Source organism: Tumebacillus lipolyticus, from assembly GCF_042682745.1.
Lineage (GTDB): Bacteria > Bacillota > Bacilli > Tumebacillales > Tumebacillaceae > Tumebacillus_A > Tumebacillus_A lipolyticus.
On sequence record NZ_JBHUIO010000008.1, the window covers coordinates 78779 to 105118 of the forward strand.

The 26340-nt window shown below is 50.2% G+C and carries 29 protein-coding genes and 1 pseudogene; 6 read left to right on the forward strand and 24 right to left on the reverse strand.

What is annotated here, in order from left to right; all coding sequences use genetic code 11:
• Positions 1-21: 21 nt before the first annotated feature.
• Positions 22-207, reverse strand: a complete 186-nt coding sequence (locus tag ACFSOY_RS12810; protein WP_386047218.1) for a hypothetical protein — start codon at positions 205-207, stop codon at positions 22-24.
• A gap of 88 nt (positions 208-295) precedes the next feature.
• The gene (locus tag ACFSOY_RS12815; protein ID WP_386047220.1) at positions 296-1939 is read right to left on the reverse strand and encodes a peptide ABC transporter substrate-binding protein; all 1644 of its coding nucleotides are present in this window, start codon (positions 1937-1939) and stop codon (positions 296-298) included.
• 302 nt (positions 1940-2241) lie between these two features.
• Here ACFSOY_RS12815 and ACFSOY_RS12820 point away from each other — a divergent pair, with 302 nt between their 5' ends.
• Complete coding sequence (locus ACFSOY_RS12820; RefSeq protein WP_386047222.1) at positions 2242-2451, forward strand: hypothetical protein; 210 nt, start codon at positions 2242-2244, stop codon at positions 2449-2451.
• Positions 2452-2495: 44 nt separating this feature from the next.
• Here the strand turns inward: ACFSOY_RS12820 and ACFSOY_RS12825 are convergent, their stop codons facing one another.
• The 5 genes from ACFSOY_RS12825 to ACFSOY_RS12845 form a co-directional block, all read right to left on the reverse strand.
• Entirely contained in the window at positions 2496-4133 is a 1638-nt protein-coding gene (locus ACFSOY_RS12825; protein WP_386047224.1) for a peptide ABC transporter substrate-binding protein, read from the reverse strand.
• 192 nt (positions 4134-4325) lie between these two features.
• A complete protein-coding gene (pcrA, locus tag ACFSOY_RS12830; protein ID WP_386047226.1) occupies positions 4326-6455 on the reverse strand; it encodes a DNA helicase PcrA in 2130 nt (709 codons plus the stop codon).
• Between the two features lie 171 nt (positions 6456-6626).
• On the reverse strand, positions 6627-6830 hold the full coding sequence (locus tag ACFSOY_RS12835) for a small, acid-soluble spore protein, alpha/beta type (protein WP_386047228.1): 204 nt from the start codon (positions 6828-6830) through the stop codon (positions 6627-6629).
• A gap of 60 nt (positions 6831-6890) precedes the next feature.
• Entirely contained in the window at positions 6891-7088 is a 198-nt protein-coding gene (locus tag ACFSOY_RS12840) for a small, acid-soluble spore protein, alpha/beta type (RefSeq protein ID WP_386047230.1), read from the reverse strand.
• Between the two features lie 171 nt (positions 7089-7259).
• On the reverse strand, positions 7260-7457 hold the full coding sequence (locus tag ACFSOY_RS12845) for a small, acid-soluble spore protein, alpha/beta type (protein WP_386047232.1): 198 nt from the start codon (positions 7455-7457) through the stop codon (positions 7260-7262).
• Positions 7458-7595: 138 nt separating this feature from the next.
• On the opposite strand from ACFSOY_RS12845, the gene ACFSOY_RS12850 reads away from it, so the two are divergent.
• Positions 7596-8453, forward strand: coding sequence for a phosphotransferase family protein (locus ACFSOY_RS12850; RefSeq protein ID WP_386047233.1), 858 nt, complete (start codon positions 7596-7598; stop codon positions 8451-8453).
• The gene (locus ACFSOY_RS12855; protein WP_386047235.1) at positions 8450-8662 is read left to right on the forward strand and encodes a hypothetical protein; all 213 of its coding nucleotides are present in this window, start codon (positions 8450-8452) and stop codon (positions 8660-8662) included. The genes ACFSOY_RS12850 and ACFSOY_RS12855 overlap by 4 nt, the downstream gene beginning before the upstream one ends.
• Positions 8663-8715: 53 nt before the next feature.
• On the opposite strand, the gene ACFSOY_RS12860 is transcribed toward ACFSOY_RS12855, so the two are convergent.
• The 6 genes from ACFSOY_RS12860 to ACFSOY_RS12885 form a co-directional block, all read right to left on the reverse strand.
• A complete protein-coding gene (locus tag ACFSOY_RS12860) occupies positions 8716-9858 on the reverse strand; it encodes an FAD-dependent monooxygenase (protein WP_386047237.1) in 1143 nt (380 codons plus the stop codon).
• 2 nt (positions 9859-9860) lie between these two features.
• The gene (locus ACFSOY_RS12865; RefSeq protein WP_386047239.1) at positions 9861-10469 is read right to left on the reverse strand and encodes a TetR/AcrR family transcriptional regulator; all 609 of its coding nucleotides are present in this window, start codon (positions 10467-10469) and stop codon (positions 9861-9863) included.
• 415 nt (positions 10470-10884) lie between these two features.
• Positions 10885-11217: a hypothetical protein gene (locus ACFSOY_RS12870; protein ID WP_386047240.1), complete on the reverse strand. Its 333-nt coding sequence runs from the start codon at positions 11215-11217 to the stop codon at positions 10885-10887.
• Positions 11201-11614, reverse strand: a complete 414-nt coding sequence (locus tag ACFSOY_RS12875; RefSeq protein ID WP_386047241.1) for a MarR family winged helix-turn-helix transcriptional regulator — start codon at positions 11612-11614, stop codon at positions 11201-11203. The genes ACFSOY_RS12870 and ACFSOY_RS12875 overlap by 17 nt, the downstream gene beginning before the upstream one ends.
• A gap of 194 nt (positions 11615-11808) precedes the next feature.
• Positions 11809-12306 (reverse strand): NUDIX domain-containing protein, encoded by a 498-nt coding sequence (locus tag ACFSOY_RS12880; RefSeq protein WP_386047243.1) that lies wholly within the window; start codon positions 12304-12306, stop codon positions 11809-11811.
• Complete coding sequence (locus ACFSOY_RS12885; RefSeq protein WP_386047244.1) at positions 12303-13073, reverse strand: hypothetical protein; 771 nt, start codon at positions 13071-13073, stop codon at positions 12303-12305. Before ACFSOY_RS12885 ends, ACFSOY_RS12880 begins: the two co-directional genes overlap by 4 nt.
• Before the next feature lie 321 nt (positions 13074-13394).
• Here ACFSOY_RS12885 and ACFSOY_RS12890 point away from each other — a divergent pair, with 321 nt between their 5' ends.
• Positions 13395-14495, forward strand: coding sequence for a cupin domain-containing protein (locus ACFSOY_RS12890; RefSeq protein WP_386047246.1), 1101 nt, complete (start codon positions 13395-13397; stop codon positions 14493-14495).
• 164 nt (positions 14496-14659) lie between these two features.
• On the opposite strand, the gene ACFSOY_RS12895 is transcribed toward ACFSOY_RS12890, so the two are convergent.
• The 5 genes and pseudogenes from ACFSOY_RS12895 to ACFSOY_RS12910 all read right to left on the reverse strand — a co-directional run bounded on the left by ACFSOY_RS12895 (position 14660) and on the right by ACFSOY_RS12910 (position 17665).
• Positions 14660-15103 carry a DUF1801 domain-containing protein gene (locus ACFSOY_RS12895; protein ID WP_386047248.1) on the reverse strand — a complete coding sequence of 148 codons (444 nt, stop codon included), beginning with the start codon at positions 15101-15103 and terminating at the stop codon, positions 14660-14662.
• 309 nt (positions 15104-15412) lie between these two features.
• The gene (locus ACFSOY_RS12900) at positions 15413-15640 is read right to left on the reverse strand and encodes a DUF3953 domain-containing protein (protein WP_386047633.1); all 228 of its coding nucleotides are present in this window, start codon (positions 15638-15640) and stop codon (positions 15413-15415) included.
• 143 nt (positions 15641-15783) lie between these two features.
• Positions 15784-15909 (reverse strand): annotated as a pseudogene (locus tag ACFSOY_RS21215) (sporulation transcription factor Spo0A); the annotation flags it as partial.
• A gap of 126 nt (positions 15910-16035) precedes the next feature.
• Positions 16036-16929, reverse strand: coding sequence for a toll/interleukin-1 receptor domain-containing protein (locus ACFSOY_RS12905; RefSeq protein WP_386047250.1), 894 nt, complete (start codon positions 16927-16929; stop codon positions 16036-16038).
• Positions 16930-16942: 13 nt separating this feature from the next.
• Entirely contained in the window at positions 16943-17665 is a 723-nt protein-coding gene (locus ACFSOY_RS12910; RefSeq protein ID WP_386047252.1) for a hypothetical protein, read from the reverse strand.
• Between the two features lie 690 nt (positions 17666-18355).
• Between ACFSOY_RS12910 and ACFSOY_RS12915 the strand changes: the two genes are divergently transcribed.
• Entirely contained in the window at positions 18356-18898 is a 543-nt protein-coding gene (locus tag ACFSOY_RS12915) for a hypothetical protein (RefSeq protein ID WP_386047254.1), read from the forward strand.
• Between the two features lie 210 nt (positions 18899-19108).
• On the opposite strand, the gene spo0A is transcribed toward ACFSOY_RS12915, so the two are convergent.
• Entirely contained in the window at positions 19109-19873 is a 765-nt protein-coding gene (gene spo0A / locus ACFSOY_RS12920; RefSeq protein WP_386047256.1) for a sporulation transcription factor Spo0A, read from the reverse strand.
• A gap of 305 nt (positions 19874-20178) precedes the next feature.
• Between spo0A and ACFSOY_RS12925 the strand changes: the two genes are divergently transcribed.
• Positions 20179-20718 carry a hypothetical protein gene (locus ACFSOY_RS12925; protein ID WP_386047258.1) on the forward strand — a complete coding sequence of 180 codons (540 nt, stop codon included), beginning with the start codon at positions 20179-20181 and terminating at the stop codon, positions 20716-20718.
• 46 nt (positions 20719-20764) lie between these two features.
• Here ACFSOY_RS12925 and spoIVB read toward each other — a convergent pair whose 3' ends face one another.
• The 5 genes from spoIVB to ACFSOY_RS12950 form a co-directional block, all read right to left on the reverse strand.
• Complete coding sequence (gene spoIVB / locus ACFSOY_RS12930; RefSeq protein WP_386047260.1) at positions 20765-22078, reverse strand: SpoIVB peptidase; 1314 nt, start codon at positions 22076-22078, stop codon at positions 20765-20767.
• A 163-nt stretch (positions 22079-22241) separates the two neighbouring features.
• The gene (recN, locus tag ACFSOY_RS12935) at positions 22242-23969 is read right to left on the reverse strand and encodes a DNA repair protein RecN (protein WP_386047262.1); all 1728 of its coding nucleotides are present in this window, start codon (positions 23967-23969) and stop codon (positions 22242-22244) included.
• A gap of 11 nt (positions 23970-23980) precedes the next feature.
• Positions 23981-24427 carry a transcriptional regulator AhrC/ArgR gene (ahrC, locus tag ACFSOY_RS12940; RefSeq protein ID WP_386047264.1) on the reverse strand — a complete coding sequence of 149 codons (447 nt, stop codon included), beginning with the start codon at positions 24425-24427 and terminating at the stop codon, positions 23981-23983.
• A gap of 24 nt (positions 24428-24451) precedes the next feature.
• Positions 24452-25309 (reverse strand): NAD(+)/NADH kinase, encoded by an 858-nt coding sequence (locus ACFSOY_RS12945; protein WP_386047266.1) that lies wholly within the window; start codon positions 25307-25309, stop codon positions 24452-24454.
• Positions 25310-25432: 123 nt separating this feature from the next.
• Positions 25433-26266 (reverse strand): TlyA family RNA methyltransferase, encoded by an 834-nt coding sequence (locus ACFSOY_RS12950; protein WP_386047268.1) that lies wholly within the window; start codon positions 26264-26266, stop codon positions 25433-25435.
• Positions 26267-26340: the final 74 nt, after the last annotated feature.

A 26340-nucleotide genomic window follows, 5' to 3' on the forward strand; every position in this document is an offset into this window, starting at 1 on the left:
GACGAAACAAAAAAAGACACCTCAGCGTGTGCCTTTTTCCTGCTCTTGCTCCAACTGTTCCGCAAGCTCCCAACCTTCGACCGCATCTTTAACTCCCGGCCGCATCGTCTTCATAAAATCGATCGCTTCCTCAACCGAAGTCGCATCGGTCACTCGCGCTTTTTGCAGGCTGCCATCGTTCATCACCAACGTCAGTTTTACATGCATTGCAATCCCCTCCTCTTCACTTCGAGTATAGCAAAAAAAGAACCCCCTGCAAGCTGCAGGAGGTTCTTTGATCAATCCTGTACAAAGATTACTCTTTGCCTTGGATGTAGGTGAACTTGAGATCGTAGTCCGGACCAAAGTTGCGAACAACCCAGTCTTTAACATACGGACGAGTTACGCGAGCGAGCGCGCGGTGAACGATCGGGCCGATCGGCATATCTTCCATGAGGATTTTCTCAGCTTCGTAGAGGTAGCCCATACGTTTCTTCGCATCGGTCTCTGCTTGAGCATCCTTGATCAGCTTGTCGTACTTGGTGTTGGAGTAACCGTTCTCGTTGAAGTCACCACCGGTGATCCACATGTCGAGGAAGGTCATCGGATCGTTGTAGTCTGCGCCCCAGAAGGAGAATACCATATCGTAGTCACCTTGTTGGGAGCGTTGCAGACGCAGTTTGAACGGAACGTTCTCAACTTCGATGTCGATGCCCAGGTTGGTACGCCATTGTTCTTTGATGAACTCAGCAGATTTTTTGGAAACGTCGCCATCGTCCATCAGCAGTTTGAGAGTCGGCATTTTGTCGAGGCCAAGTTCTTTCATACCTGCTGCCAGCAATTCTTTCGCTTTCGGAGCGTTTGCTTTACGGTTAACCAGGTCGCCGTTGTCTGTACGGAACTGACCACCTTGGCCGTTGGAAGTGCCCGGAGGTACGAGACCGGTAGCACCGATGGAGCCGTTGTGGTAGATAACGTCAGCCCATGCATCAGCATCGATCGAAACGGTCAGAGCTTGACGGATCTTCGAGTTTTGCAGAGATTTTACTTTCCCTTGGTTGAACTGCAGGTAACCAACGGTCAACTCCGCTTGAGTGGAGAATTCCGGAGAGTCTTTATAGCGATCCACTTGGTCGCGTACCAGACCAAAACGGTCGATCTGACCGGACAGGTACAGGTTTTCCAGAGCGGAGGAGTCTTTTACCATTTGGAAGTTGATTTTTTCAAGCTTTACAGCATCTTTATCCCAGTAGGTATCATTCTTTTCCATGACTGCAGATTGCTCATGCACCCACTCGGTCAGTTTGAACGGACCGTTGTACAGGGTGTTGCCAACTTCTGCGCCGAACTTGTCGCCATATTTTTCAACGATTTCTTTCTTCTGCGGGTAGAAGAGCGGGAACGCCATCTGCTCGACGAAGAACGGAATCGGGTTTTCCAGGGTAACTTCCAAAGTTTTCGCGTCTTTCGCTTTAACAGCTACATCGTCCGCGGAACCTTTGCCAGCGTTGTACTCAGCGCCGCCTTTGATCCAAGCTACCATGAACGCGTACTGAGAAGCGGTGTCCGGGTTCAGGGTACGCTTCCAAGAGTACTCGAAGTCTTGAGCGGTTACATCAGAACCGTCAGTCCATTTTGCGCCTTCGCGCAGGGTGAAGGTGATGGTTTTGCCGTCAGCAGAAGTTTCCCACTTCTCAGCAACACCAGGAGCAGCTTTGCCGTCTTTGTCCAGACGAACAAGACCCTCAGCTACTTGACCCAGAACGGTGAAACCGATCGTGTCAGTCGCCAGAGACGGGTCGAGGGACGGGATTTCGGAAGACATAGCCAGGTTCAGTTCTTGTTTCTCGCTGGTGCCAGATTCGCCACCTGTTTCTTTCTTGTCGCCGCAACCGACGAGCGCTACGCTGGACAGCATGGTTACTGCCAAGCCAAGACCAACCCACTTTTTCGTGTTCATCTTGTAATACCCCCATTTTCGAGTTCTCTTCCCAGCGGGCCTAGACCTAAGGGAAGTCTTTGTCTAAATACATAGACAATTTTGTTATTTGTATTTGTTGATAATATAGCATAGTTCGACATGTATAGCAATAGCTTAAAAAACTATTCAGAGGCATTAAAAAAACCGAAAAAAATAAATCTATTTGTTTTGTTTGCCAGCGCTTGACCGAAGGCAAACGGCCGCAGTTCCCCCCGTGAGCGGACGAGCAGATAAAAATTGGCTCCCCTGCAGATACTACCGGTGAAAGGAGTGGTGAACCGATGGATTGGATGGAACAGCTTGAACAGCGGTTGCTGGAAGACGATGCGATTCAGCTCAGCATCGATGGTCAGATCTGGACCGTGCAGCAGGATTTGAACGGTTACAAGTTTAGCAACCCCTACGGGAGACAGGAACATTTTGCGACGTCAGAAGAGCTGATGGGCGCCATTCAGTCTTGGTATGAGAACCCGGTCTTGGTCGTATTGTAAAAAGAGTCGCCAGCGAAGGCGACTCTTTTTACGTGCGGGCAAGCTTACTCTTTGCCTTCGATGAAGGTGTCGATCAGGTCGTAGTCCGGACCGTAGGACAGGATGCGGAAATCTTTCACGTAAGGCTTGGTGATAAATGCGCGTCCACGCCAGGTCACCGGACCGATCGGCATCTCTTTCATCATCAGTTTTTCAGCATCGTACAGGTAGTTCATGCGCTTCTTCTGATCAGATTCCAGCTGCGCCTTCTTGATCAGCTCATCATATTCCTTGTTCGACCATTGCGGATCGTTAAAGTCACCGCCGGAGATAAACATATCGAGGAACGTCATCGGATCGTTGTAGTCTGCTCCCCACAGCGAGATGACGATGTCAAAGTCATGACCGTGAGATTTTTCCAGACGCAGTTTGTACGGAACGTTTTCAACTTCGACATCGATGCCGAGATTTTGACGCCATTGCTCTTTAACAAACTCGGCCGCTTTCTTCCCGACGTCGCCATCATCTGCCAGCAGCTTGATTTTCGGGAACTCGGAGACGCCCGCCTCTTTCAGACCTTCCGCAAGCGTCGCTTTTGCTTTCGGCAGGTTATCCTTGCGGTTGATCAGATCGCCGACATCCTTCGTGAAATCGCCGCCCTGACCGTTCGACATCCCGAGCGGGTTGTATCCTTTCGCCCCGACAGAACCGTTGTGGTAGATAACATCAGCGTACGCATCGCCGTCAACAGACCATGTGAGCGCTTGGCGCACTTTCGCGCTCTGCAGCGCTTTGACGCGTTGGTTGTATTGCAAGTAGACGGTGGTCAGCTCCGGAACGGTAGAAAACTCGGTGGAGGATTTGTAGTTGTCCACTTGGTCGCGCACCAGACCGGTACGGTCTACCATGTTCGACTCGTACAGGTTGACAGAGGCGTTCGAGTCTTTTACCACTTGGAAGTTCACTTTGCTCAACTTCACGCGGTCTTTGTTCCAGTAGGTGTCGTTCTTCTCGATGACAGCAGATTGCTCATGCTCCCATGCGGTCATCTTGAACGGGCCGCTGTACAGCGTGGTCGCAGCATCAGCACCGTATTTATCGCCTTGCGCTTCGACGAACTTTTTGTTTTGCGGGTAGAAGATCGGGAACGCCATCTGCTCAAGGAAGAACGGAATCGGGTGATCGAGCGTGACTTCAAGCGTTTTGTCATCCTTCGCCTTGACCGCAACATCGTCTGCAGAGCCTTTGCCTGCGTTATACTCCGTACCGCCTTTCACCCACGCCACCATAAACGAGTACTGGGAGCCGGTATCCGGGTTGAGCGTGCGCTTCCAGGAGTATTCGAAATCATGGGCGGTAACGTTGTCGCCGTTGGTCCATTTTGCATCCTCGCGAAGGTGGAACGTATAGGTCAAACCGTCTGGTGACACTTCCCATTTTTCAGCGACGCCCGCTTCCGGCTTGCCATCTTTGCCCGAGCGGATCAGACCTTCGCTCACCTGTGCGAACATCGTGAAGGAGAGCGTGTTGGTCGCTTTCGAAAGGTCCATCGTCGGGAGTTCATCTGTAAGAATCAGGTTGAGCTCCTGTTTTTCTTTCAAATCGTCGCTGCTGCCACCATCCGTCTTTTTGTCTCCGCAGCCTACCGCCAAGGTGGCTACCATCGTTGCAGCCAACCCGATCGGAATCCATTTTTTCGCCATCGTGTACAACCCCCTATAAAAAGTTCGCGTAACATTGTCGTAATCTTCCTGTAATGTTTCTGAAAACATCTACTTCGAATCCAATATAGCAAGCAAATCAGATTTACGCAATACCTTTTTATTGAAAAAATAGATATCGATTAATGCGAAACAAAAAAGATCTTCCTAAATTGGAAGATCTTTTGAAATATTCTATACAATTTTTTCTAGCCGTGTAAACCGTGGCAACACTTTCTTCTCTCCGATCGACGGGTGGAACATGACGGTCAACTCAAGCGTCTCCTCCTCGCCCCGCTTGTCCAACACCATCCCTTGCCCCCACTGCGGATGCTTGAGCATATCGCCCGACTTCCAGACGATGTCAGACTGAACATACCCGACGGTGCGATCCACAAACTCTTCGGGGATCTCATCGAGAAAACGAGAGGGGTCATTGCGCTGCGTATTCCCGAACAGCGTGCGTTCCGCACAGTGCATCATGTGCAGCTTTTCTTTAGCGCGCGTGATGCCGACATAGGCGAGGTTGCGCTCCTCCTCAATCCCGCGAACATCGTCCATCGATCGCATGTGCGGAAAGATCGTCTCTTCGCAGCCGATGAGAAAGACGGTCGGAAACTCCAACCCTTTTGACGCATGCATCGTCATCATCAGCACCGCCTCACCGTTCTCCCCCTTTTCTTTATCCTGGTCGGAGAGGAGCGATACTTCAGCCAAAAAGTCGCCGACCGATCCGCCGCGCCTGCGATCGAACGACTTGGTGATCGAAAACATCTCCTCGATGTTTTCCAGCCGCATCTGATCTTCCTCTTTTGAGGAATGTGCATAGATCTGACGATATCCTGTCTTGTCGAGCACCTCCGACAGATATTCACTCACCGAAAGCCCTTCCTGACAGACGTTCAGATATTTCATCAGATCGTGAAACTCCTTGCAGGTGGCAGCCTGCTTCGCCGGCAGCCCGTTCTCTTCAGGAAATCCCATCGCTTCAAGCAGCGTCAAGTCCCGCCCGTGCGCATAATCGAGCAGTTTCTGAATCGTGCCTGGCCCGATCGAGCGCTTGGGAGCGTTGATGATCCTCAGCAGGGATATTTCATCCTGCGGATTGCAGAGGCACTTCAGATAGGCCATCACATCTTTGATCTCCCGACGGTCATAAAACGTCATACCGCCCAAGATCTTGTACGGTATCGCCGCCTGCAAAAACGCCTCCTCGACAATCCTCGACATCGCATTGGCGCGGTAGAGCACGGTGCAATCGCCGAATGACCCTCCGTTGTCGACATGGTTTTTCACCTGCTGGACGATGTAATGCGCCTCATCCTCCTGGTCGATCGCCGTATAGATCGAGATCTTGTCCCCCTGCCCGTTTTGCGACCACAGCGCTTTATCCTTGCGCTGTTTGTTGTTTCTGATCACCGCATTGGCCGCTTCGAGGATCGTCGACGTCGAGCGGTAATTCTGCTCCAGCTTGATCACAGTCGCTTCCGGATAGTCTTTCTCAAAGTTCATGATGTTGGAGATATCTGCGCCGCGCCATGCATAGATTGCCTGATCCCCATCGCCGACCACGCAAAGATTGCGATGCTTTTCGGCGAGCAGTTTGACCAGCCTATACTGTGCGCGGTTGGTATCTTGATATTCATCAACATGCAAATAGCGGAACTTGTTTTGATACTGCTCCAAGACGTCCCGCTTCGTTTCGAACAGCTCCACCGTCTTCATGATCAGATCGTCAAAGTCCATCGCGTTAAAGTCTTGCAACTTGCGCTGATACACTCGATATACCTGGCTTGCCACAACATCTTGAAGTTTCTTCCCCGCCGTCTTGGCAAACTCATCTGGCGTCAACAGCTCGTTTTTGGCTGCCGAGATGCGCCACTGGATTTGATTCGGGTCAAACTTTTTGATGTCGAGATTCAGATCGAGCATCGACTGTTTGACAGCTGCCGTCTGATCGTCCGCATCGAGGATCGTAAAATTGTTCTGATAGCCGATGCGATCCGCTTCTCGGCGCAATATGCGCACGCACATCGAATGAAAGGTGCTCATCCACAGGTCCTCAGCCGCTTCGCCCACCAGCTTTTTCACGCGCTCATTCATCTCTTTGGCCGCTTTGTTGGTGAAGGTGATGGCGAGGATTTGAAACGGCGATACCCCGCGCGCGCCGAGCAGATAGGCGATCCGCCGCGTCAGCACGCTCGTCTTGCCTGATCCTGCTCCAGCTAGGATCAGCAAGGGACCTTCTGTCGTCTCAACCGCCAACTTCTGCTCGGGATTGAGACCTTTCACGATCTGTTCGATCTTTATCGTCTGTGTCGTCATCTCCTGAGCAACTCCCATCTTTCCGTAAAAGAAATCCCGTTCGTGCAAGGGTAGAACTCTATTTTCTATCCTCTCACAAAGCGCTGTCAAGAATCATTTGACCGCTAGAATCACGCAGGAGAAGGGCCTCCTCACAAGAGAAGGCCCTGATGATCATCTATTCAGTTTTGCTTACTGTTGGCGACCGCTCATCGCTTGTTCCGCATATGCGACCAGACGCTTGGTGATCTCGCCACCGACCGACCCGTTCAGGCGGGACGGAGTTTCGCCGCCGAGGTTGACACCAAACTCAGTTGCGATTTCGTATTTCATTTGATCCAGTGCACGAGACGCACCATTGACCAGAATTTGATTGGAGCTGTTGTTGTTTGCCATTGTATCGGCACCTCCTGTATGAGATGTAAGAGTGATTGCGTTCACGATTGCAGCGCTCGACTATTGACGGCCAGACATCGCCTGTTCCGCATATGCGACGAGACGCTTGGTGATTTCACCGCCAACCGACCCATTGAGACGGGACGGAGTTTCACCACCCAGGTTGACACCAAACTCAGAAGCAATTTCGTACTTCATTTGATCCAAGGCGCGTGCTGCACCGTTGACGAGGATTTGATTCGAGTTGTTGTTTGCCACTGTAGGTCACCTCCTTGATGGGATTGATCTTATTATGGTTGCATCGCTCGATCTCCATGCACCCGTCAGGATGGAAAATGCTGTTGGACATGATCGACCTGCGATGCATACGATAAGGAAAGAGGGCTTCTCTTCAGAAGCCCTCTCGCTTTTACATCGCTATGCGGTTGGTTACTGTCTGCCAGACATCGCTTGCTCTGCATAGGCGACCAGGCGCTTGGTGATCTCGCCACCAACAGAGCCGTTCAGACGGGACGGAGTTTCCCCGCCCAAGTTGACACCGAACTCGGTAGCGATCTCATACTTCATCTGATCCAGCGCACGAGCAGCACCGTTGACCAAGATTTGGTTGGAGTTGTTGTTAGCCATCTGTCTCACCTCCTCATCGTGTGGTGTTTATAGAATGCCACTTCTACAGGATCGAATACTGTGGTGTTGATGGAAGCGGTGGAATCCTCTATCCAGATTGCGAAACGACTGTACAATGGGGAGAGAAGGAGTGAGAACATGATCGAGACCATCTATCGCCACCACCCAGAATTGCGCGGTGAATCGGCGCGAGTGATCGCGCACGGCTGGGCCAATCAAGTATGGATCGTCGGAGAGCGATTGGTGTTTCGCTTTCCCCGCACAGCAGAGGGCAAGCAGGAGTTGCGGCGAGAACAGCTGCTGCTACCAGACTTAGCACGCTCGTTACCCGTACAGGTGCCGCAGTTTCTGTATCAATCCCCTCTGGATGAAGAGATCACATATGTCGGCTACCAACAGATCCCAGGTACACCGCTTACACCAGCCCACTTTCAAAAGCTAGATCGAGCAAAAAAATTAAAATTATCTGTAACATTGGCAAGCTTTTTAACGACTTTACATACACATCGACCACAGATCAGCTTGCCTACCGTCGGAAAAGAGAGTTGGGAAGCTTTTTATCAGGAGATCGAACAAAAAGCATTTTCTCGATTGAACCGAGCGGAGCGCGACTGGACGAAACGATCTTTTGAAAGCTTTTTGACAGATTCGAGAAATTTTTGTTATGAGCCGCGGCTGTTACACGGAGATTTTAGCGCAGACCACCTGTTGCATCAGGCAGGTGAGCTCTCCGGGGTGATCGATTTTGGCGATGTGCGCCTTGGAGATCCTGCCTACGATTTTGTTGGACTGTTTGCAGCGTATGGCGCTGAGTTTACCAAAGAGGTGGTAAAACGGTATGGCTTGCCCCAAGATGAGCTGTTTTGGCAACGTGTGACCGGTTTTTATGTACAGCGCCTCCCCTTCCACGCCATCCTGTCCGGACTTGATACCGGAAATGAAGAGCGCGTGCAGATCGGGCTTCAACAATTGAGAGAAGGAGTTGATCGAAGATGACCGCAGTATACTTGATCATCCTCGGGGGATTGTTGCTCTTTATCCTGATCGACATCAAAGCTTCCGTGCTCTGGGAGATCTGGGTCGCCTCGCGCGGGTACGACGCGATTGAACAGGTGGAAGAAGGCCATAGCAAAAATGCGAAAAGCTACCAGATCAGCCGCAGGTCCGAATACAAACAGAAGCATCGCATCCTGCGCAATGATTAATCCTCGTTTGACAGCCAACAAGCCATGCCGAACGTGGGCATGGCTTGTTGAAACTACTTCGCAAAATCGACCTTGTACAAAGACGTCATCTGATTTCGTTGCATCGAGTCGGGAATCATCCGCATCATCCCGTCGCGAAGGCGGCAGAGCAATGGTCGATCGAGCTGAGCGAGCTTGCCGATGTAGAGCGATCGCTTGGCGATCATCGCCACCCGCTGTTTTCTCAACAGCTCAAATGATCGAAATGCCGCTTCGATCGATGGCTGTTGGGCAACACACTTCATCAGCATGACGCCGTCTTCGATCGCTTGACAGGCGCCTTGTCCAAGATTGGGCGTAACAGCATGAGCTGCATCGCCGATCAGCAAAACACGTCCGGAGGCAAAGCGGCTCAGCGGCGGCAAGTCATAGATGTCATTGCGGATCAGTTGCTCATCTGTCATGGCTGCTAGCACTTGTGAAACCGGCGAGTGAAAGCCGGAAAACTTCTCGGACAGGTCGCGAACTTTGTACTGGGCGAACGCACTGTCTTCCGCCGGACCGTTCAGCAACGCATACCAATAGATGCGATCATCAGGCAATGGCACGATGCCGAAGCGCCCGCTGCCTCCCCATGTCTCCGTCGGCCATTCGCAGATCCCTTGAGCTGAAACGTTGTGCGCAATCCCCCGCCAGCAAGTGTAGCCTGCATACCTCGGCTTTATGTCAGGGAACAGCTGTGTGCGGATCGGCGAATGGATGCCATCTGCCGCCACCAAGAGATCGCCAGAATCGGTGCTCCCATCAGCAAAGATCGCCGTCACCCGCTTCCCATCCTGCTCGACGCGCAGGCATGATTTTCCCAAGATCAGCGTGCCCGGCTTTAATGCATCGAGCAAAATCTGATGCAGATCTGCGCGATGAATCGTGACGATCGAACGCCCCTGCCAAGATGCGGCAATCTTCGAGAGCGTCCTCCCCTGACGATCGAGAATCATCATGCTGTTGTTTCTGCGCCCTCGCGTCTGAACCGCATGAGCAAGCCCGAGCACATCGAGCGCTTGCAAAGCGTTCGGCGCCACCATGATCCCCGCTCCGACCGGGCGCACTTCAGCGTATCGCTCATAGACACGCACGTCGAAACCAAGCTGTTGCATGGCAACCGCTGCTGTCAAACCGGCAATCCCTCCACCGATGATCAAAGCTGTCCCGCTCATGCTCATTCCCCTTCCCCGTCTAGTTTTGGGCAAATCCCACCCCAAACCACTTCAAACCTGCGTTCAAAAGTCGCTCGCATCTCATCAGCACTCATATCTGAGGAAGCCCAGACCATCAAGCAGTAAAAATAGACCCCGGCAACGACAGCTGCCACATCGCTCGCAGTGAGCTGTTCCACGACTTGACCCTTCTTTTTCCCTTCCTCGATCAACACCTCAAGTTCCGATTGAAATGATTCAATCATACTCAATTCCGCTTTGATCAGCAGCGATGAGCGCATCATTTCGGCGATCGTCAGCCTTGCCAAGTCAGGATAGATCGAAAATCTCGCGAACAGATCTTGGAACAAGAAGTTTAGTTTTTCCTTCAAACTCTCCAGGTTGTCATACCTTTTCAAGCTTTCTTTCGCCGATTCCATCTGCAACATCCCAAGATGTAACAAAATCGCCTCCTTCTTGGGAAAATAGTTATAGAAAGTTCCTTTGGCGATTCCACATGCTCGTGTGATCTCTTCCACCGTCACATTGTCAAATCCCTTTTCCTGAAACAGTGCCATCGATTGCAAAAAAATTTGTTCCTTTAGCTCTTCTTTCCTGATGTTACGCAACATAGAGCAGCATCAACTCCTAAATATGACCGTAGTCACTTTTTGACTATAGTCATATCATACGGTGATCCGCTCGCTCGATCAACCGAGAACTGCAGGTGTTCAAAAAATCGTCAAAGGATCGCATGTGGTACAACATTTCTTTACGAGAGATATTTAAAACTTCAAAAAAATGGATATTTTTATATTTTTATAAACATTTCGAATCAATAAATTTCGATCTCTACATTAAATAGGTACCTGCTCAAACTGCACATCTCTTCCAGCCAAGAGAGAACCGCTCTCGCAATCACGCCGGTTAGCATCGGGCGGATCTCCTCTGTGGAGATGGCAAGATGATTTGGCTACAACGAAAGCACCCGACAACTCGAATCGTTATCGGGTGAGAGCCGTTCAGTTGGCAGGTCATTGACCCAGATCAGTTTGGCAACAGCAATTTCTGAACAAACAGCAGCAAACCCCAGCCAAGAATCCCCAACCCGATCGATAGAAAAAGCGGCATCGAATATTTCAGTGCGAAGGCAACAATTGCTATTAATCCGATGGTCGATGGCAATCCATATAGAACCCCGAATAAAAACTCACTCAGTTCGGCTGTCTTCCCACCTTGTACATAGAGCCAGATCAGGCTTAACAGACTGATCAGCGGGAGCGCCGCGATGATCCCGCCGAATTTGGGGGATATTTTGGCTACGACGGTGATCGTGCCGATCACAAGACCTGAAACGGCCGACTTAAGAAGAAAATACATGTATCGTCTCCTTTTGCAGAAGCTCTAGCGATCTGATGAGCTGCGCTTTATCCTCATCTGTCAACCGATCTAAGATCGTCTGCAGCTTCTGTTCATCGAGCTCCGTATTTCTCCGCAATACCTCTTTCCCCAGATCTGTGAGTTCGAGCAGCACCGCTCTTCTGTCCTCTTCATTTTTCCCTTTCCTGATATAACCTTTCTGGATCAATCTTTTGACATGCTCAGATGCTGTGTTATGAGAAACACCTAACACTTCAGCAATAAACTGAATCGTCGTCCGCTTATTCTTCTCGATGCTCTGCATACAACGAATGTTTTGGTGAGTCAGCGCTTCCTCATGTTTGTAATGCAGATAGAAGTAGACATCGGTCAACGCTTCGTTGATCGTTCTGGTCAACAAAACGAATCCCCCTCTCGATGTATCGTATTACACGATATATTAGCAAAGGAAGATGAGTATTGCAACAACCTGCCCGTCAAGTGATGAAAAGTAAAAAGGACAGCCGGTAAGCTGTCCTTCAGATTCGAATAAGCGTCTCCATTCATCGGCTGTCAACTTCTCTGCCCAGCTTCCAGCTCCCATCCGGAGCATCATTTCAGGATCAGCGAGCCGCGGAAATTCTTCAAATCCTTGAGCACATCGATCGTATGCTGGAGCCAATATGCATCATCAATCGGCGGGAGCTGATCGGGCGGAAAGAATTTTGCATCTGTGGTTTCATCCGTTTCGGTGACGATCTCTCCACTCCACTGCTCGACCAGAAACACAAACTCGAACATTTGGTACGCATCTCCGAAATGGTTGGTCTGTACATGCTCGGCGCCCGAATAAAGCGAGATCGGAGTTGCATGTTCCACGATCAGCCCTGTTTCTTCGAACACTTCTCGCTTCAGGCAATCGGTGATCGATTCATTCAATTCGATCGAACCGGCCGGCATGCCCCATGAGTTTTCCCCTCTTCGGTCGATGAACAGGATTTCCCCACGCTCATTTCGCAAGATCGCGCGTATCGAAGGAACGATCAGTTGGATATGGCCTACTTTTTCCCTGAGTTGCCCAACATAGCTCTCCGCCCATGAAACGCTCATCGTACCATCTCCTCCGTGCCGGAAAGTGCAGGGAATCCTGCGCGACTCCAGAGCCATAGCGGTGTATGAACATCGATCGGAGCCAGCCCACTTCCAGTCAGCGCCCGCTCCCACGCCTCTGCCACCGCCTGCCGATCATCAGCAGTACCACTTAGTACGTCTGACGTGCAGAGTCCCAATTTTACAGTCGCCTTCAAGATGTGCGTATCGGGAGCGACCGTGATCAGTTCACGCGACTTCCAGCCAACTCCCGCATAGCTCTCCATCACATACAGCCAGTAATTGAAGATTTTTGGCCCGGAGAGATAGGGAAACTCCGACTTCCTCGTTCCCTGCATGATGCTCTTGAGGGTGGCGATGTCAGATTGAACAGCTGCGATCATCCCGAGAACATCACCGCTTGGCGAGGATTGAGCGATGCCCTTTGCGACTCGCTGCCAAATATCTGGATGACGATTCGGTTGCAACGCCACTCGGTATTGCAGCAACGTATTTCGCAAGTCGCCAAGATCGCTGCTGGATGCAGCATGAGGGTGAAAAATCCACCTTGAACGATCATCGAGATACGCCTGCGCGATCGACTGCCAAAGCGTATAGGAGTTTCGTTGGTAATTTAATGACATCCCCAGCGTCAACACGTTTGCCATTTCGTCAGTTGGAACAACCCCGAGCAGCGCATCCTCTGGCATCACCTCACCGCCGAGGAGTCCCTCTGCATGCATCTGGACGAGCCGCTTGACGTTGTTGATAAAAAGATTGCTTGTCATATTCGCCTCCGAACAAAAGTCATTCCTTCACCCCTATTGTAAACTCAGCTGGGCGAGCTTACCACCTCGTTCGGTTTCACACGTTCTGCTGAAAGCATCATTTCATCATCGGCTGTGTGGACTGACCCCATTTGACCCGATCCTCCAAGCTGCACATTTCTTCTATTCGTCAACCGCATGAATACATCTATAAAGTGCCTGTAGCCCGGCTATGCAAATTAGCCAATTTTAAGCGCAACTGAGCAGAAGCGATCGCTTCCAGCCGACACGAGGAGCTGGCTCACCCTATCGCAGCTATGGAGAAAGAGGGGAACATCTTTCATGTTCGGTTTCAAACATAAGGTTGGCAAGAGAAAAGCAACATCAAAATCGCCCAATCTGTTCTTAAAAAGCAGCAGCCTATTCTTCAAGCAGGATGCTGGAAATATGATCTTCGAAGTAACTTCCAAACAGTTACCCGTGCTGAACCGAATCGGATTGGATGAATTATTCCTCACACAAGGACACATCCGGGAGCCGCATTGGCATCCGAACGCAGCGGAGCTCGACTATGTGGTTGAGGGAGAGGTGCTCATCTCGATCCTCGACCCGTTCCGACACCAATTGCTGACCTACCATGTGCAGCCAGGTCAGGTCGTCTATATCCCGATCAATTGGTGGCACTGGATCACCGCTGTTACGAAAAAAGTCTACATCGTCCAAATCTTTAGCCATGAAGACCGCCAAATCATCGAAGGCTCCGACGTGTTGCGGAAAACGCCACCCGAAGTTTTTCAATTGGCTTATGGCGTGAACGCCAAACAGTTCGCCAATATGGTCGCACCGATTCAAAAAACTGTGGTCATCGGATCGCCAGATGCCGTGCAGAAGAGCGAGCGGTCCGGAAATAGATTGGCAGTAAAAGACACTTCCGCTGGCACTCCCAACCTCTTTTTCGAACTGAAGCAAAATCTGAGCGCTCAACGCGATCACAGCTTTCTCTACGAGGTCACCTGTGACCAGATCCCGATGATGCACAACTTGTCACTCGGTGACCTTTACCTGACCAAAGGCCATATCCGCGAACCTCACTGGCATCCGAACGCAGATGAATTGGATTATGTGATCTCCGGCGAAGTGACCGTTTCCATCCTCAACCCGTTTACGCTCAAATTGCACAACTATCCTGTAAAACCTGGACAGGTGGCATTCATTCCAAAAGGCTGGTGGCACTGGATCACCCCGATGACAGATCAAGCCCATCTGCTGGTCAATTTTAACGATGGTCAGATCGAGTCGGTCGAGGGCTCCGATGTCTTGCGGCTCACCTCACCGGAAGTTTTTCAACAAGCTTATGGAATGAACGCTAGACAATATGCTAAGGAAGTAACGCCGATCACCGAGACTTTGAAAATCGGCCCACCCGATCAGAAGCTGAAATGAGCTAGGCGATGACGTCAGAGTGGCAATGCTGTCATGTTTGATTCGAACTGTTCTTGCTCTCTTGCTTCGTGCAGATCAACACATTGAAAAAGCGAGAAGAGCCGTATCCTTTTGAATGGGAAGTCTCTTCTCGTTTTTTGTTCTCTCGCGTTTTCAAAAAACTTCTATGAACTTGTGGCTTCAAGCCACCTCGTCACCACTTCCACAAGCCGGTCTTTTTTGCTCTCCACATCGCTCATATCGGTGATTTTTACTACCGCTCTGTCGTCGGCAACCCAATCTAACAACCCAGTCGTGTCATCTAACAGCCGGCCTTCACTCGCAGGCTCTTTTTTCTTCGCCCCGCAATGAAAGACAAGCCGAAAAAAGCCTTTTCCTTGCAGATTCATGGTCACGCGATCCTCCTGCTGGTAGCAGAAGCTCGGTGCATTCCATTTGATATGTTCGGTTATGTGTCCGTTCGTACCTAATATGATCTTTCGAACTTCCTCGATTTCCTGCTTGAGCGGATGTTCGAGGTTTTCTAAAAATTGTACAACCTGCTCAGTTCCGGACAGCTTCGGCGATTTCTTGTCGGCAGTTTTTGACGTCTTCTTACTTGCTGTCATGATCGATTCCCTCCTCTCTTCCCACTCGCGTTTTAAATATCCTCTTAATGTTTATCATTCGTTATGCCACTCCACTCTCCTTCCCACTTTTGTCCAAACTGGTTCAAGAGAATCCGCATCGCTCAGACCGATCTGCATTCTGCTGAGGTACAAAAAATCACTCGACCTCATCATGTAAGAACCTGATGAGGTCGAGTGATGGTTGAGCATTTTATCCGACTGTCTGTCTAGTCGAGTAGGTTGTCCGATTGCTTTGACGAAACGAAAAGATTTGCAACCGCTCCCATCCACTCGAACCTATGCGATCCCTTACTGCAACAAAAACCCCTGAATGGATACAAAAAAGATAAAGAGTGAAACAACAATCGTCATATATCCAAGAAATCTTTTTCCCTCTTTTTGAAGCTCGATAACACCGCTGGATAAAAAAAATGCCCCTAAAAACAACATTGAATAAGGCATCCATTCAAAGTCTTTCGTGAGCAGACTATAACTCGATAGGACGATAACAACAATCCCTAGAATAACTCTGATCACTTTGATCAATTTCCCACTCCCTATCAGTTCAGCTTCAGACTAACCAATCGCTTGGATTCATTGAGTGATCAGGACAAGTGGAACGAATATCCCCAATCACGATCAAATAATGCTTCTTCCCAAGATACCATCTGCACTGCCGCCTACAAAATTTTCGCCTCAATCCGCAGCTTATCCTCAACCAACGCGATGATCTCCGAATTCGTCAGTTTCGCCTTGCCCACGTTCACCGTATCCCCAAACAGCGCACGGATCGAATCCACATTCCCACAGCTTGATAAATGCGTCTCGGATGCTTCTTTGTTCCCAGTCCACCACAAGATTCATTCTAGAGCGTTAAAAAGAGGGTCTGTTTTCGCTACAAGTAGCAGTATCGTCGATGTGTGTAGCCGCTTTCATCTAGGTATGTTATCTCCTTTATACCAATTGAATCTCTTTATCATTTCTTTTGCTGCTTCTGTAATCTCATTCCCCCTTGAGAATCTTTCTGTAAAATAAGTAGCTTTTCTTACAGGCTTACCATAAGTTTCATTGAAATCTCTCATAACTCTCCATACAAAGCCCTCGCAAGCATTAACCGAATTGCCTACATAAATATCAAAATCACTGACTTTCAGATTATTAGGATTGTACTCTGGTTTAAATGTTGCCATATACGCATTGCGATTACCTACAAGCTTGATTGAGACTGATTTGCTCGTTTGTTTGGTATAAGCAGAAAGAGTGAGGGAAAACTCGTTTGCAGTCCCTCCCACCCAAACACTCCAATTATTACTTATCGCCTTATCAACAAGGGAGGTTACCACCTCCTCGAACTCCCTGATCTTAAATGCTTTCCAGTTAACATTTCTTTTTTTAGTGAATTTCCGCCAATTATCTTGGGTTATCGCTTCCGTATCCTTTATCCCGAAGAGTGCGGCAATTTCATTAAAGCCGTCTTCATATTCATTTCTAAAATCGGCAAATTTCCGATCTGCTAAAAAAAGCGGAATTTGACAATCCCTATAGAGGATCGGTAATACAAATACCTTCTTTGTTTGCATTTGCTTAACCCAAGCCGCCTCTAAGTCACTCTTTACCCATTCTGATTCAAGAGCCTCAGGAGTTAATACTAATCCAAGATATTCATTCTCTCTTATGCCATCCTCAGTTTCCCATATCCTTGAATCTCCCACCTTCATTTTCCATTTGTCAAACCATACATCTACTCCAATCCTTTTCAAGTCCCTTGCTAATTTTTCAACAAATGGTTTATCGATGTTTGCATAGCTGAGAAATATACTCGGCATATTGACGCTCTCCTTATTTACGTTTTGATACAGTATAGTTACCACTACTCCCCAAACAGAAACTAGAAGTTAATAATTTTTCAACCGTAACCTCCATTAATACATCTTTACTTTTTCTTTTTGAGACCCTTGTAAAGCCCACACGTTCATAGTATTTAGCTAATCTGCTAGAGCTTTTAAATATTGCATCATCTTTCGAAAACGAAGACTGCATAGGTTTGGATATCAAGAAAATCATTCCACTCGCATTTCTTATTAAATTCCTGAAAGAATATTGTATTAACTTGATACCGATTTCTCTTCCCCTTAAGAACGGGTGGACATCTAGGCGCGAAACGTAGAATAAACTGCCGACAAGAAAAGGGTCATCATATAATTCCTCTTCCTCTATCTGGTCTGCTCTACTTCCAATTACAGCATGATCCCCATCAAGGGCATCAAGCCAACAAAACCAGCTTTCGCCAATTTCTTCTTTCCACTCACTGGGGAATTCTGTGATCGTTAGTTCTGCAAGAATTACGTTTTCAATAGATTTACTGGTAAAATTGTTCTTATCTTCATCCGAAATACCCAATTTGTCTTGCAGAAATTCGTAATCGGACTCTAATTGAACAGTATGAGAGATTGGCATAGTATCAGTATCATAATCTACAGTTGGAAAATCATGAAAACAACTCAAGTGGTAGGTAACGATTAGATCGAGTTCGGAATCAATCAACTTGTTTACAGATTTCATAGCAGATTCTCCACCTTATTAATTTCAAATAATAGGAAGACTGTAAATTATAGCTAGTAGATAATAATACTTTATCAATTTCCGAGGCTATTGTCGATTCATTCATCAAACCAGAATCTCAGCGATTTGCTGCCTCCGTCTTGCGCCGAACAAAAGAAACAATGAAAAAATCATCAGGTGAGATGGAAGAAGTTTATAGGCTTCAAAACAGGCATTTCGGCTTTTCACAATTAGGATGTATGATAGCCAATGTCCCCCAAATCCTTAATACATCTGGCTTCGTGAAAGATTTCAAAATCTTGGCCTCAATCCGCAACTTATCTGCAACCATCGCAATGAACTCCGGATCAAGTTCTCCTTGCCCAAGTTGACCCTGTTGCCGAAGAGGTTGCGGATCGAATCGACATATCTGGTAGCAATCTCATATACAACTAATTTAGCCTCTCCTCAACACTACTACTAGTGGCTGATATGTATTGGTTTCTAATTTACAGATTTTATCCTCTACCTATTAGTAGGTTTCTGTTTCCATAACCTTTGCGAATTTGTGAAAAAGATCAGCAGCACCTCACAAGCGACAGGTTTGCACAAAAAATATGCGCTACCACTTCCGTACTTGTCCACACCGCTCTCCTTTCTTCTTCATATCAATGAAAAAGAGAGGAGTAATGTTATGAAATAAAAAGATCAATGGGCAAAACCAACAGACTCAATGAAAGATTCCGCAGAGATAGCCTTTCGCATCCCCGTTTTTTTAAGCCATCCGAGCACTTAGAAAAAGCTCTGCTGTTCCCGCGCACACTTCCTGATACGGAGCAATACCCGGAAAAAACACTGACCAGCGTGCGTCGCATCGTTTTATCCAGTTATGGACTGATCGCAGTCAATATGCAACAAGTCTTCGCCACGTATACGCAAACCAACACCGGTAGCCCGCCGCCTCCCCCTTCCTGGGAAGGCACGCCGTTTTTGCAGATTGAACCCGCAATGGCATTCCAACGTGGTCTGCCACTCCTGCTGATTAAGGAAAGTGGTGTCGCAAGCCTCGGGATGTGGAGTCCCACCGTCGAACCCTACTTTATCATCGAATGGAATTCCTCGTTGCCGCTTGACGCTTTCTTCAAAAGTGTAGAGTGGAAAGAGATTTTCCAAAATTGGACAGCACAATTGCGCTCTGCCTATTACATTCAAACTGAGCCGGAATTCAAGTACCGCTGCGGTCAGAACGACTAGTAGTCGAAATAGCTCAAAGAAAAGGAGATGTTTTTGACATATCCTTTTCTTGTTTTGCTCCAAACACAAACACCCAATAAATCACGAGGATTTATCGGGTGAGATGGAAGACGTTTATCGACTTCAGAACAAGTTGGTTGGCTTTTCAAGATTGGGATGTATGAGAGCCGCGTTCCCGAAAACCGTTGTTACATAAGGCTGCACTGCCGCTTACGAAATCTTCGCTTCAATCCGCAGTTTGTCCGCCACCATCGCGATAAACTCGGAGTTGGTCGGTTTCGCCTTGCCCACGTTGACGGTGTTGCCAAACAGGTTGCGGATCGAGTCGACGTTGCCGCGGCCCCATGCCACTTCGATCGCATGGCGGATGGCACGCTCCACTCGGGACGGGGTGGTGTTGTACTTGTCGGCGATCTTCGGATACAGCACTTTGGTGATCGAGCCTAGGATCTCGACATCTTTGTAGACCATCCCGATCGCCTCGCGCAGGTAGTGATAGCCTTTGATATGCGCCGGCACGCCGATTTCGTGAATGATGTTGGTGATCGAAGCGTCTACGTTCTTGCCGCGAGTCATCTGCTGCTTCGGCGCTACCCCCGGAACGCGAACCACTTGGCGAATGCGGTTCGCCAGCACATCCATATCGAACGGTTTCAAGATATAATAGGCCGCCCCAAACTCCACCGCTCGCTTCGTAATGTTCTCCTGACCAAAAGCTGTCAGCATGATCACTTTCGGGTCGTACGAGAGTTGCATGCCCTGAATCTTTTCCAAAACGCCAATGCCGTCAAGCACAGGCATGATGATGTCCAAAATGATCACATCTGGTTGTTGGATTTCCAACTGTTCCAGAACTTCGTTTCCGTTATACGCGACGCTGACGACTTCCATGTCGTTTTGCTCGGTGACAAATTCTTTTAAGAGCTCCGCGAATTCGCGGTTGTCATCTGCGATCAGAACTTTGATATTCTTCACTGAGATTAAACCCCCTTGTGTACGCTCACCCAACTGAAAAGATATTTCGACAATGCACTTTTTATTCCTCTAATAGCCCCTAATAAACATTTTGACTTGTTTCAACAAATTCCGAGTCCATTAACATCTATTTTAACACAATCAGTGCGAATCTTCTTATAAAGGAGACACTTTTGTCGAAAAGTTTTTCAATCGTACACGCAAAATAGCTAAATAGTCCCACAGATATTGCAACTTGCTGAAACCTAACCGGATCTGCCTTCGTCTATCCTAGTAATCATTTGGAACGCTCGGGAGCGAATGCGATGAATCGAAAAATCAAAGTGCTTTTGCTGATCATCGGTACTCTGATGGTCCTGACCGGCAGTTTCATCTACCAGCAGCAGGCGAGCATTCAAAGCCTTTTTTCACCCACGACTGCAGATGGACCCCAAATAGATACTACACCGCCAAAGCCGCTGGAAACGCAAGCTCTTGAGCTCGGAAGCGCGACGATCTCCAACTTGACGATCGAGCAGATTAAGAAGAATGTGAAGCTGGCGATGACCGAAGGGGAAGTGGAAGCGCTGTTTGGCAAGCGACATTACATCGTCGAGGATGCGACGAGCGGTCGACAGATGTGGCGGTATGATTTTGCAGATCAGCCCTATCAATACCCCGCTTCGTCCGATCAAAATGAGGACATCACCATCGCTCGCCCTGACGAGGCTGGACTGCAGAGCGGAGCGCTCAACTTCCATCTCTTCGTCGAATGGGAGCAACCGAACCGCTCGGGGAAGATTCTCGCCTACTCACTTAATGAGAAAGGAACGGTCATCGATCAAGACCTTCTCGCTTCAAATTGATACGATGCAAAAAACGCCCATCTGCTGGGCGTTTTTTGCTGTCACATCAGGAAGCGGCAGCCGTCTTCGTTTTTACACCCGCTTCGTTGAGCATCCATTCGATGAAAACCCCGTACCCTTGCGTCGGATCGTTGACAAAAACGTGCGTTACCGCCCCGACAACTTTGCCATCTTGCAGGATCGGACTTCCGCTCATCCCTTGGATGATCCCGCCCGTTTTCGCCAGCAGGCGCGGGTCGGTGATCTTGATCACCATGCTCTTCGTCGCCGGATATTTTTGGCGCATCACATTGACGATCTTGATCTCAAACTCTTCGACAGCTTGACCGTTGACGACTGTGAGGATCGTCGCTTTCCCTTCGTGTACCTGCTCTGCCAGCGCTACCGGCATCGCCTTCTTGACCTTGGCGTTGTCTGGCAACGACTCCATCTTGCCGAAGATCCCAAAATCGCTGTTGCGGGTGATCGAACCGAGCACACGCTCTTCGTCGATAAAGATGCCCCGCTTTTCACCAGGTGTCCCGCTCTCCCCTTTATCGATCGAAGTGACGCGGGAGTGAACGACCTGGCCTTCTCCGACACCGATCGGCTGTCCGGTGTCCACATCTGTTATCACATGCCCTAAGGCACCGAATACTTTTTGCTCCGGCTGGAAGAAGGTCAGCGTCCCGACGCCGGCAGCCGAATCGCGGATGTAAAGTCCGATGCGATACGTCTCCCCATCGTTGTCATAGATCGGTTTGACCTTCAATTTCAGCTGTTCTTTGGCGCGCTTGATCGTAAATTCTAGCGGGCGCTGCGCCTTGCCCGCCTTGTTGATCCATTCGGCCGCCTGTTCGACAGAAGCGACCTTGCGCCCGTCGATCGCGGTGATGATGTCGCCCACTTTTACCTGTGCCTGTTCCGCAGGCGAGACCGAGTTGCCGCCCGTCCTGACCAAGTTGTACCCGACGACCATAATCCCTGAAGACTTCAGCTTCACACCGATCGATTGTCCGCCCGGAATGACTTTCAAGTCGGGGACAACATTCACATGAACCGACTTGACCGGGATCATGCCAAAAAGTTTAACCTGCAAGTCTGCTGTGCCAGTTTTTCCTGAATCGAGCTTGAGAGGTTGTTTGAGGTGAGCAGCAACTTGTGACGCAGGGGACCCGCCGAGCGAGACCACTTCTGGTTGCGAGGTGATCACCGTCGCAAAGGAGGGAATCCCAAAGTCAAGCGCTGTACTGGTGCCTTGCAAGATCCGCAATTCTTGGGGAATGCTTGCGAGCTGATGAATAGGTGTGAACCAACACAAAGCGACAAACAATGTTGCGACGAAAAGTCCTAAGAGCTTTCTGCGAGTGTGTTTTGTCAAACCATCTCACGCTCCCCTTCCTTCCCTGTCTGCACCTCCGTATACCTCTGTCAATCGACAGTGTCATCTTGGAGTGATAGCTTTAGAATACCTCTCACGCCAAGCGCCTATCCTGCGAAACATCTGGCATGAGTACTCGCTTTTGGCACTCTGCCCATCGCCCTCAAGCCTTAATAGCACTGGCGCGGTCGAGCATTTCGCTCGCATGTTTTCTGGTGGTTTCGGTTAGCTCCACACCGGAGAGCATCCGCGCGATCTCCTCGATGCGCTCCTCCTGACTCAGCTGGTTCACTTCCGTTTTCGTCTGCACATCATCCTGATGCTTCTGAATCAGGAAGTGCGCATCTGCCATCGAGGCGACCTGCGGCAGATGGGTCACGCAGATCACTTGTCGGCGAGCACCGATCAGCGCCAACTTCTCCGCCACCGCTTGGGCAGCGCGGCCGGAGATGCCCGTGTCCACCTCATCGAAGATCAGCGTGCCCACATTGTCGACATCGGCGAGGATCGTCTTGATCGCCAGCATCGTGCGCGAGAGCTCCCCGCCTGATGCGATCTTCGCAAACGGCCGCAACGGTTCGCCCACGTTTGGCGAGAACAGAAATTCGACCCGATCGATGCCCCATTCGCTGACATGCACTTTGCGCGAACCGATCAACAGACCGTCCGCATCTTGAATCTGGGTAAAGGTGATCGCAAACTGCGTCTTCGGCATCATCAGTTCGGTCAGCTCATCCATGACCGCATGGGACAGCTCTTCTGCCGCCCTGCGCCGCGCTTTGGAAAGCGATACGGCTCGCTTGGCCAGCTTCTCCCCTTTGCGCGTCGCCACTGCGCTCAACTGTTCGAGACGCTCTTCATGATGTTCGAGCGCATGCAGCTCCTCCTCGATCTTCGCTGCAAATGCGAGGATGTCTGCCACCGAATCCCCATACTTTTTCTTCAGGCGGTTCATCGTGTTCAGCCGCTCTTCGATCTGGTACAGACGCGCCGGATTGAACTCGATCTGATCGCGGTAATCGCGCATCATGTGCGCTACCTCTTCTAACTGATACAAGGATGACTTGATCAGGTCGAGCGCCGGAAATAAAGTCTCATCGTAGCGGACAACGCTTTCCAGCTCGCGGATGACGCGGTTGACGCTGTCAAGGGTGGACGTGCCCCCGCGCTCTCCGTGGTAGAGCACCTCATAAGAGGAGTTGGACGCATCGAACAGCTTCTCCGCGAAGGACAGCTTCTGGTGCTCCTCTTCCAGCCGCTCGTCCTCCCCTTCGCGCATTCCGACCTCGCGGATCTCCTGCAGCTGGAAGCGCAGAATGTCCAATCGCTGAATACGCTCCTGCTCGCCGAGCTTCGCATCGCGAAGCGCTTTTTTCGCGTCGCGATAGTCGAAATAGGCAGCTTCTACTTTCGCCCGCAAGGAGAGCAGCTCTTCGCCGCCGTACGCATCAATCAAGGCGAGCTGTTCCCGCACTTCATGCAAAGTCTGGTGCTCATGTTGTCCGTGCATGTTGATTAAGTATTGCCCAAAATTCTTCAGCATCTGCACGGTGACCATTCTTCCGTTTATTCTGCAAACGCTTTTGCCGGCAGCCGATATCTCGCGGACGATCAGCACGTTGTCATCTTCAAGCTCCAATCCGTACTCGCCGATCAATTCGAGAAATTCTGGACTTGGTTCAATGGCAAAAAGAGCCTCGATCGCAGCTTTGTCTTTGCCCTGCCGAACAAGATCGGACGAGGCGCGACCGCCTAAGATGAGACTCACCGCATCGAGCAAGATCGATTTGCCAGCACCGGTCTCCCCGGTGAGAATACAAAGGCCCGCTTGCAGCGACAAGCGCACCTCTTCGATCAGAGCAAAATTCCTAACTGACAGTTCCAAAAGCATGTGTTAGCCCCCTAGACATAGGAGAGAAAGCGACCGACGATGTCTGGTGCCACTTCCTTGTTGCGCACGATGATCAAGATCGTGTCATCTCCACAGATCGTGCCGAGCACTTCTGGCCAATCGAGAGCGTCGACGATCGCGCCGACCGCGTGTGCGTTACCTGGCAATGTTTTCATCACGATCAGATTTTCCGCTCGGTCGATGGAGACGAACGAGTCGAGCAACATCCGACGCAGCTTCTGCTCTGGGTTGTAGCTCGGTTCGGCGGGCAAGGAGTATTTATACGTCCCGCTCAGCGTCGGCGTTTTGACCAGGTGCAGTTCTTTAATATCGCGAGAGACGGTCGCTTGCGTGACCTGAAAGCCTGCCTCACGCAACTTGTCTACCAGCTCTTCTTGCGTTTCAATATCCCTCGTCGAGATGATCTCTCGAATCTTTAACAGGCGTTGGCCTTTCATGTTCCGATCATTCTCCTTCTCGGTTTACGGTGCGCAGTGCAGCTTGCGGCGTAGCACATCAAAAAACTCGCGGTCGCGCCATTTGATCAGCTTCGTCTTGTAAGGTGCTTGTCTCACGCGGATGATATCGTGGTTTTCCAAGGTGCGGAAATCTTGACCATCGACGAGCAGCACCATCTCTTCATGCGTTCCGCTCACTTCTACCCGCACCTCTTGATCGGCTGCGATGACCAGCGGCCGCGAATGAAGGGTGTGCGGGCAGATCGGCGTGATCAGCATCACGTCGATGTGAGGTGACACGATCGGGCCGCCACAGGAAAGCGAATAGGCGGTCGAACCGGTCGGGGTGGAGATCAGCAATCCGTCACCTGTGTACTGATCGACATACATGTCATCCACGAACAGTCGGCAGGTGACCATCGTGCCGAATCGATCTTTTGAAATGCCGATTTCGTTCAAGGCGATCAGGTCTTCATAGATCACCTGACCGTCTCGCTCCACCTGAGCTTCGAGCATCAGGCGGTTTTCCAAACAATAATTGCCTTCTAATACGCGCTTGACCGACTCTTCCAAATCCTGCGGCTCCGCTTCTGACAGAAAGCCGAGGTGTCCGATGTTGATCCCGAGCAGCGGGAGACCCGTCTTGGCAAATTTGCGCGCAAAACCGAGAATTGTCCCATCTCCGCCCAGCACGAACAACAGATCGACCTGGTCGGCAAAATCCGCTTGGGGCAGCAGCAGGTCGATTCGCCCGATCACAGCGGCGGTCGTCTCGTCCACGCGAGCGATCGCACCGTTCTTTTCGATGATACCAATCAGACGCCTTGCCACATCTTTTGCCATCGGCTTGGTGTGATTGACCAACAGACCGATCACCTTCATCTCCGGCTCCTCCTTCGCTGCGCGCCTTCAACTGCTCTTCTATGTGCAACTCTCACGACCAACCGATTATGTATAAGATGCAACTGTATGCAAACAATTCGAGAAAACAGTTTAAAATCCTTTTTATCTTTCCAGCGTCTTGTGCGACTGTTCGATCACCTGCTCGATGCTCGCCAAGAGCTCCTCCGGTGCGAGTCCACTCCCGCTTTTGGTCAGATGCGCCAAAAACTCGATATTGCCATCCCCGCCGGTGATCGGCGAATAGGTGACCTTCCGCACCTGCCAACCTTGGGCGACCGCTGTGCCGAGCACATGCTGCAGCACATCGCGATGAACGTCCGGATCGCGGACGATGCCATTTTTCCCAACCCGCTCGCGCCCCGCCTCAAACTGCGGCTTAATCAGCGTCAACAGCTCTCCTTCCGCTGCCAAGATCGCATGGATCACCGGAAGCAGCAGCCGAATCGAGATGAACGACACGTCCATCACCGCGACCTGCGGCACTTCCCCTTTCAGATCATCCGGCTTGAGATGGCGGAAGTTGGTGCGCTCCATCACGACGACACGCGGATCGTTTCGCAACGACCAGGCCAACTGACCGTAGCCGACATCGACCGAATAGACCTGCTTCGCACCGTTTTGCAATGCGCAATCGGTAAACCCGCCTGTCGATGCGCCGATGTCGATCACCACTTTCTCCACCAGCGAGGCGTCAAACTCTTGCAGCGCTTTTTCCAGCTTGAGGCCGCCGCGGGATACGTACGGATGCAAATCCCCCTTGACGGTGATCCGCGCGTCAACCTTGACCTTGGTTCCCGCCTTGTCCACCCGCTCTTGATCGACGAGCACCAGGCCGGCCATGATCGCCGCCTTTGCCTTTTCACGCGATTCAAAATGCCCGTTCTCGACGAGCAATACATCGAGGCGCTCTTTTGCACCTTGCTTACGTATGGTCATCTTCTTCCCTCGTTTTTCTTCAGATGGCTCCACTAGTACCGTTCACTAAAAACGGGAGGGACATGCGTCCCACC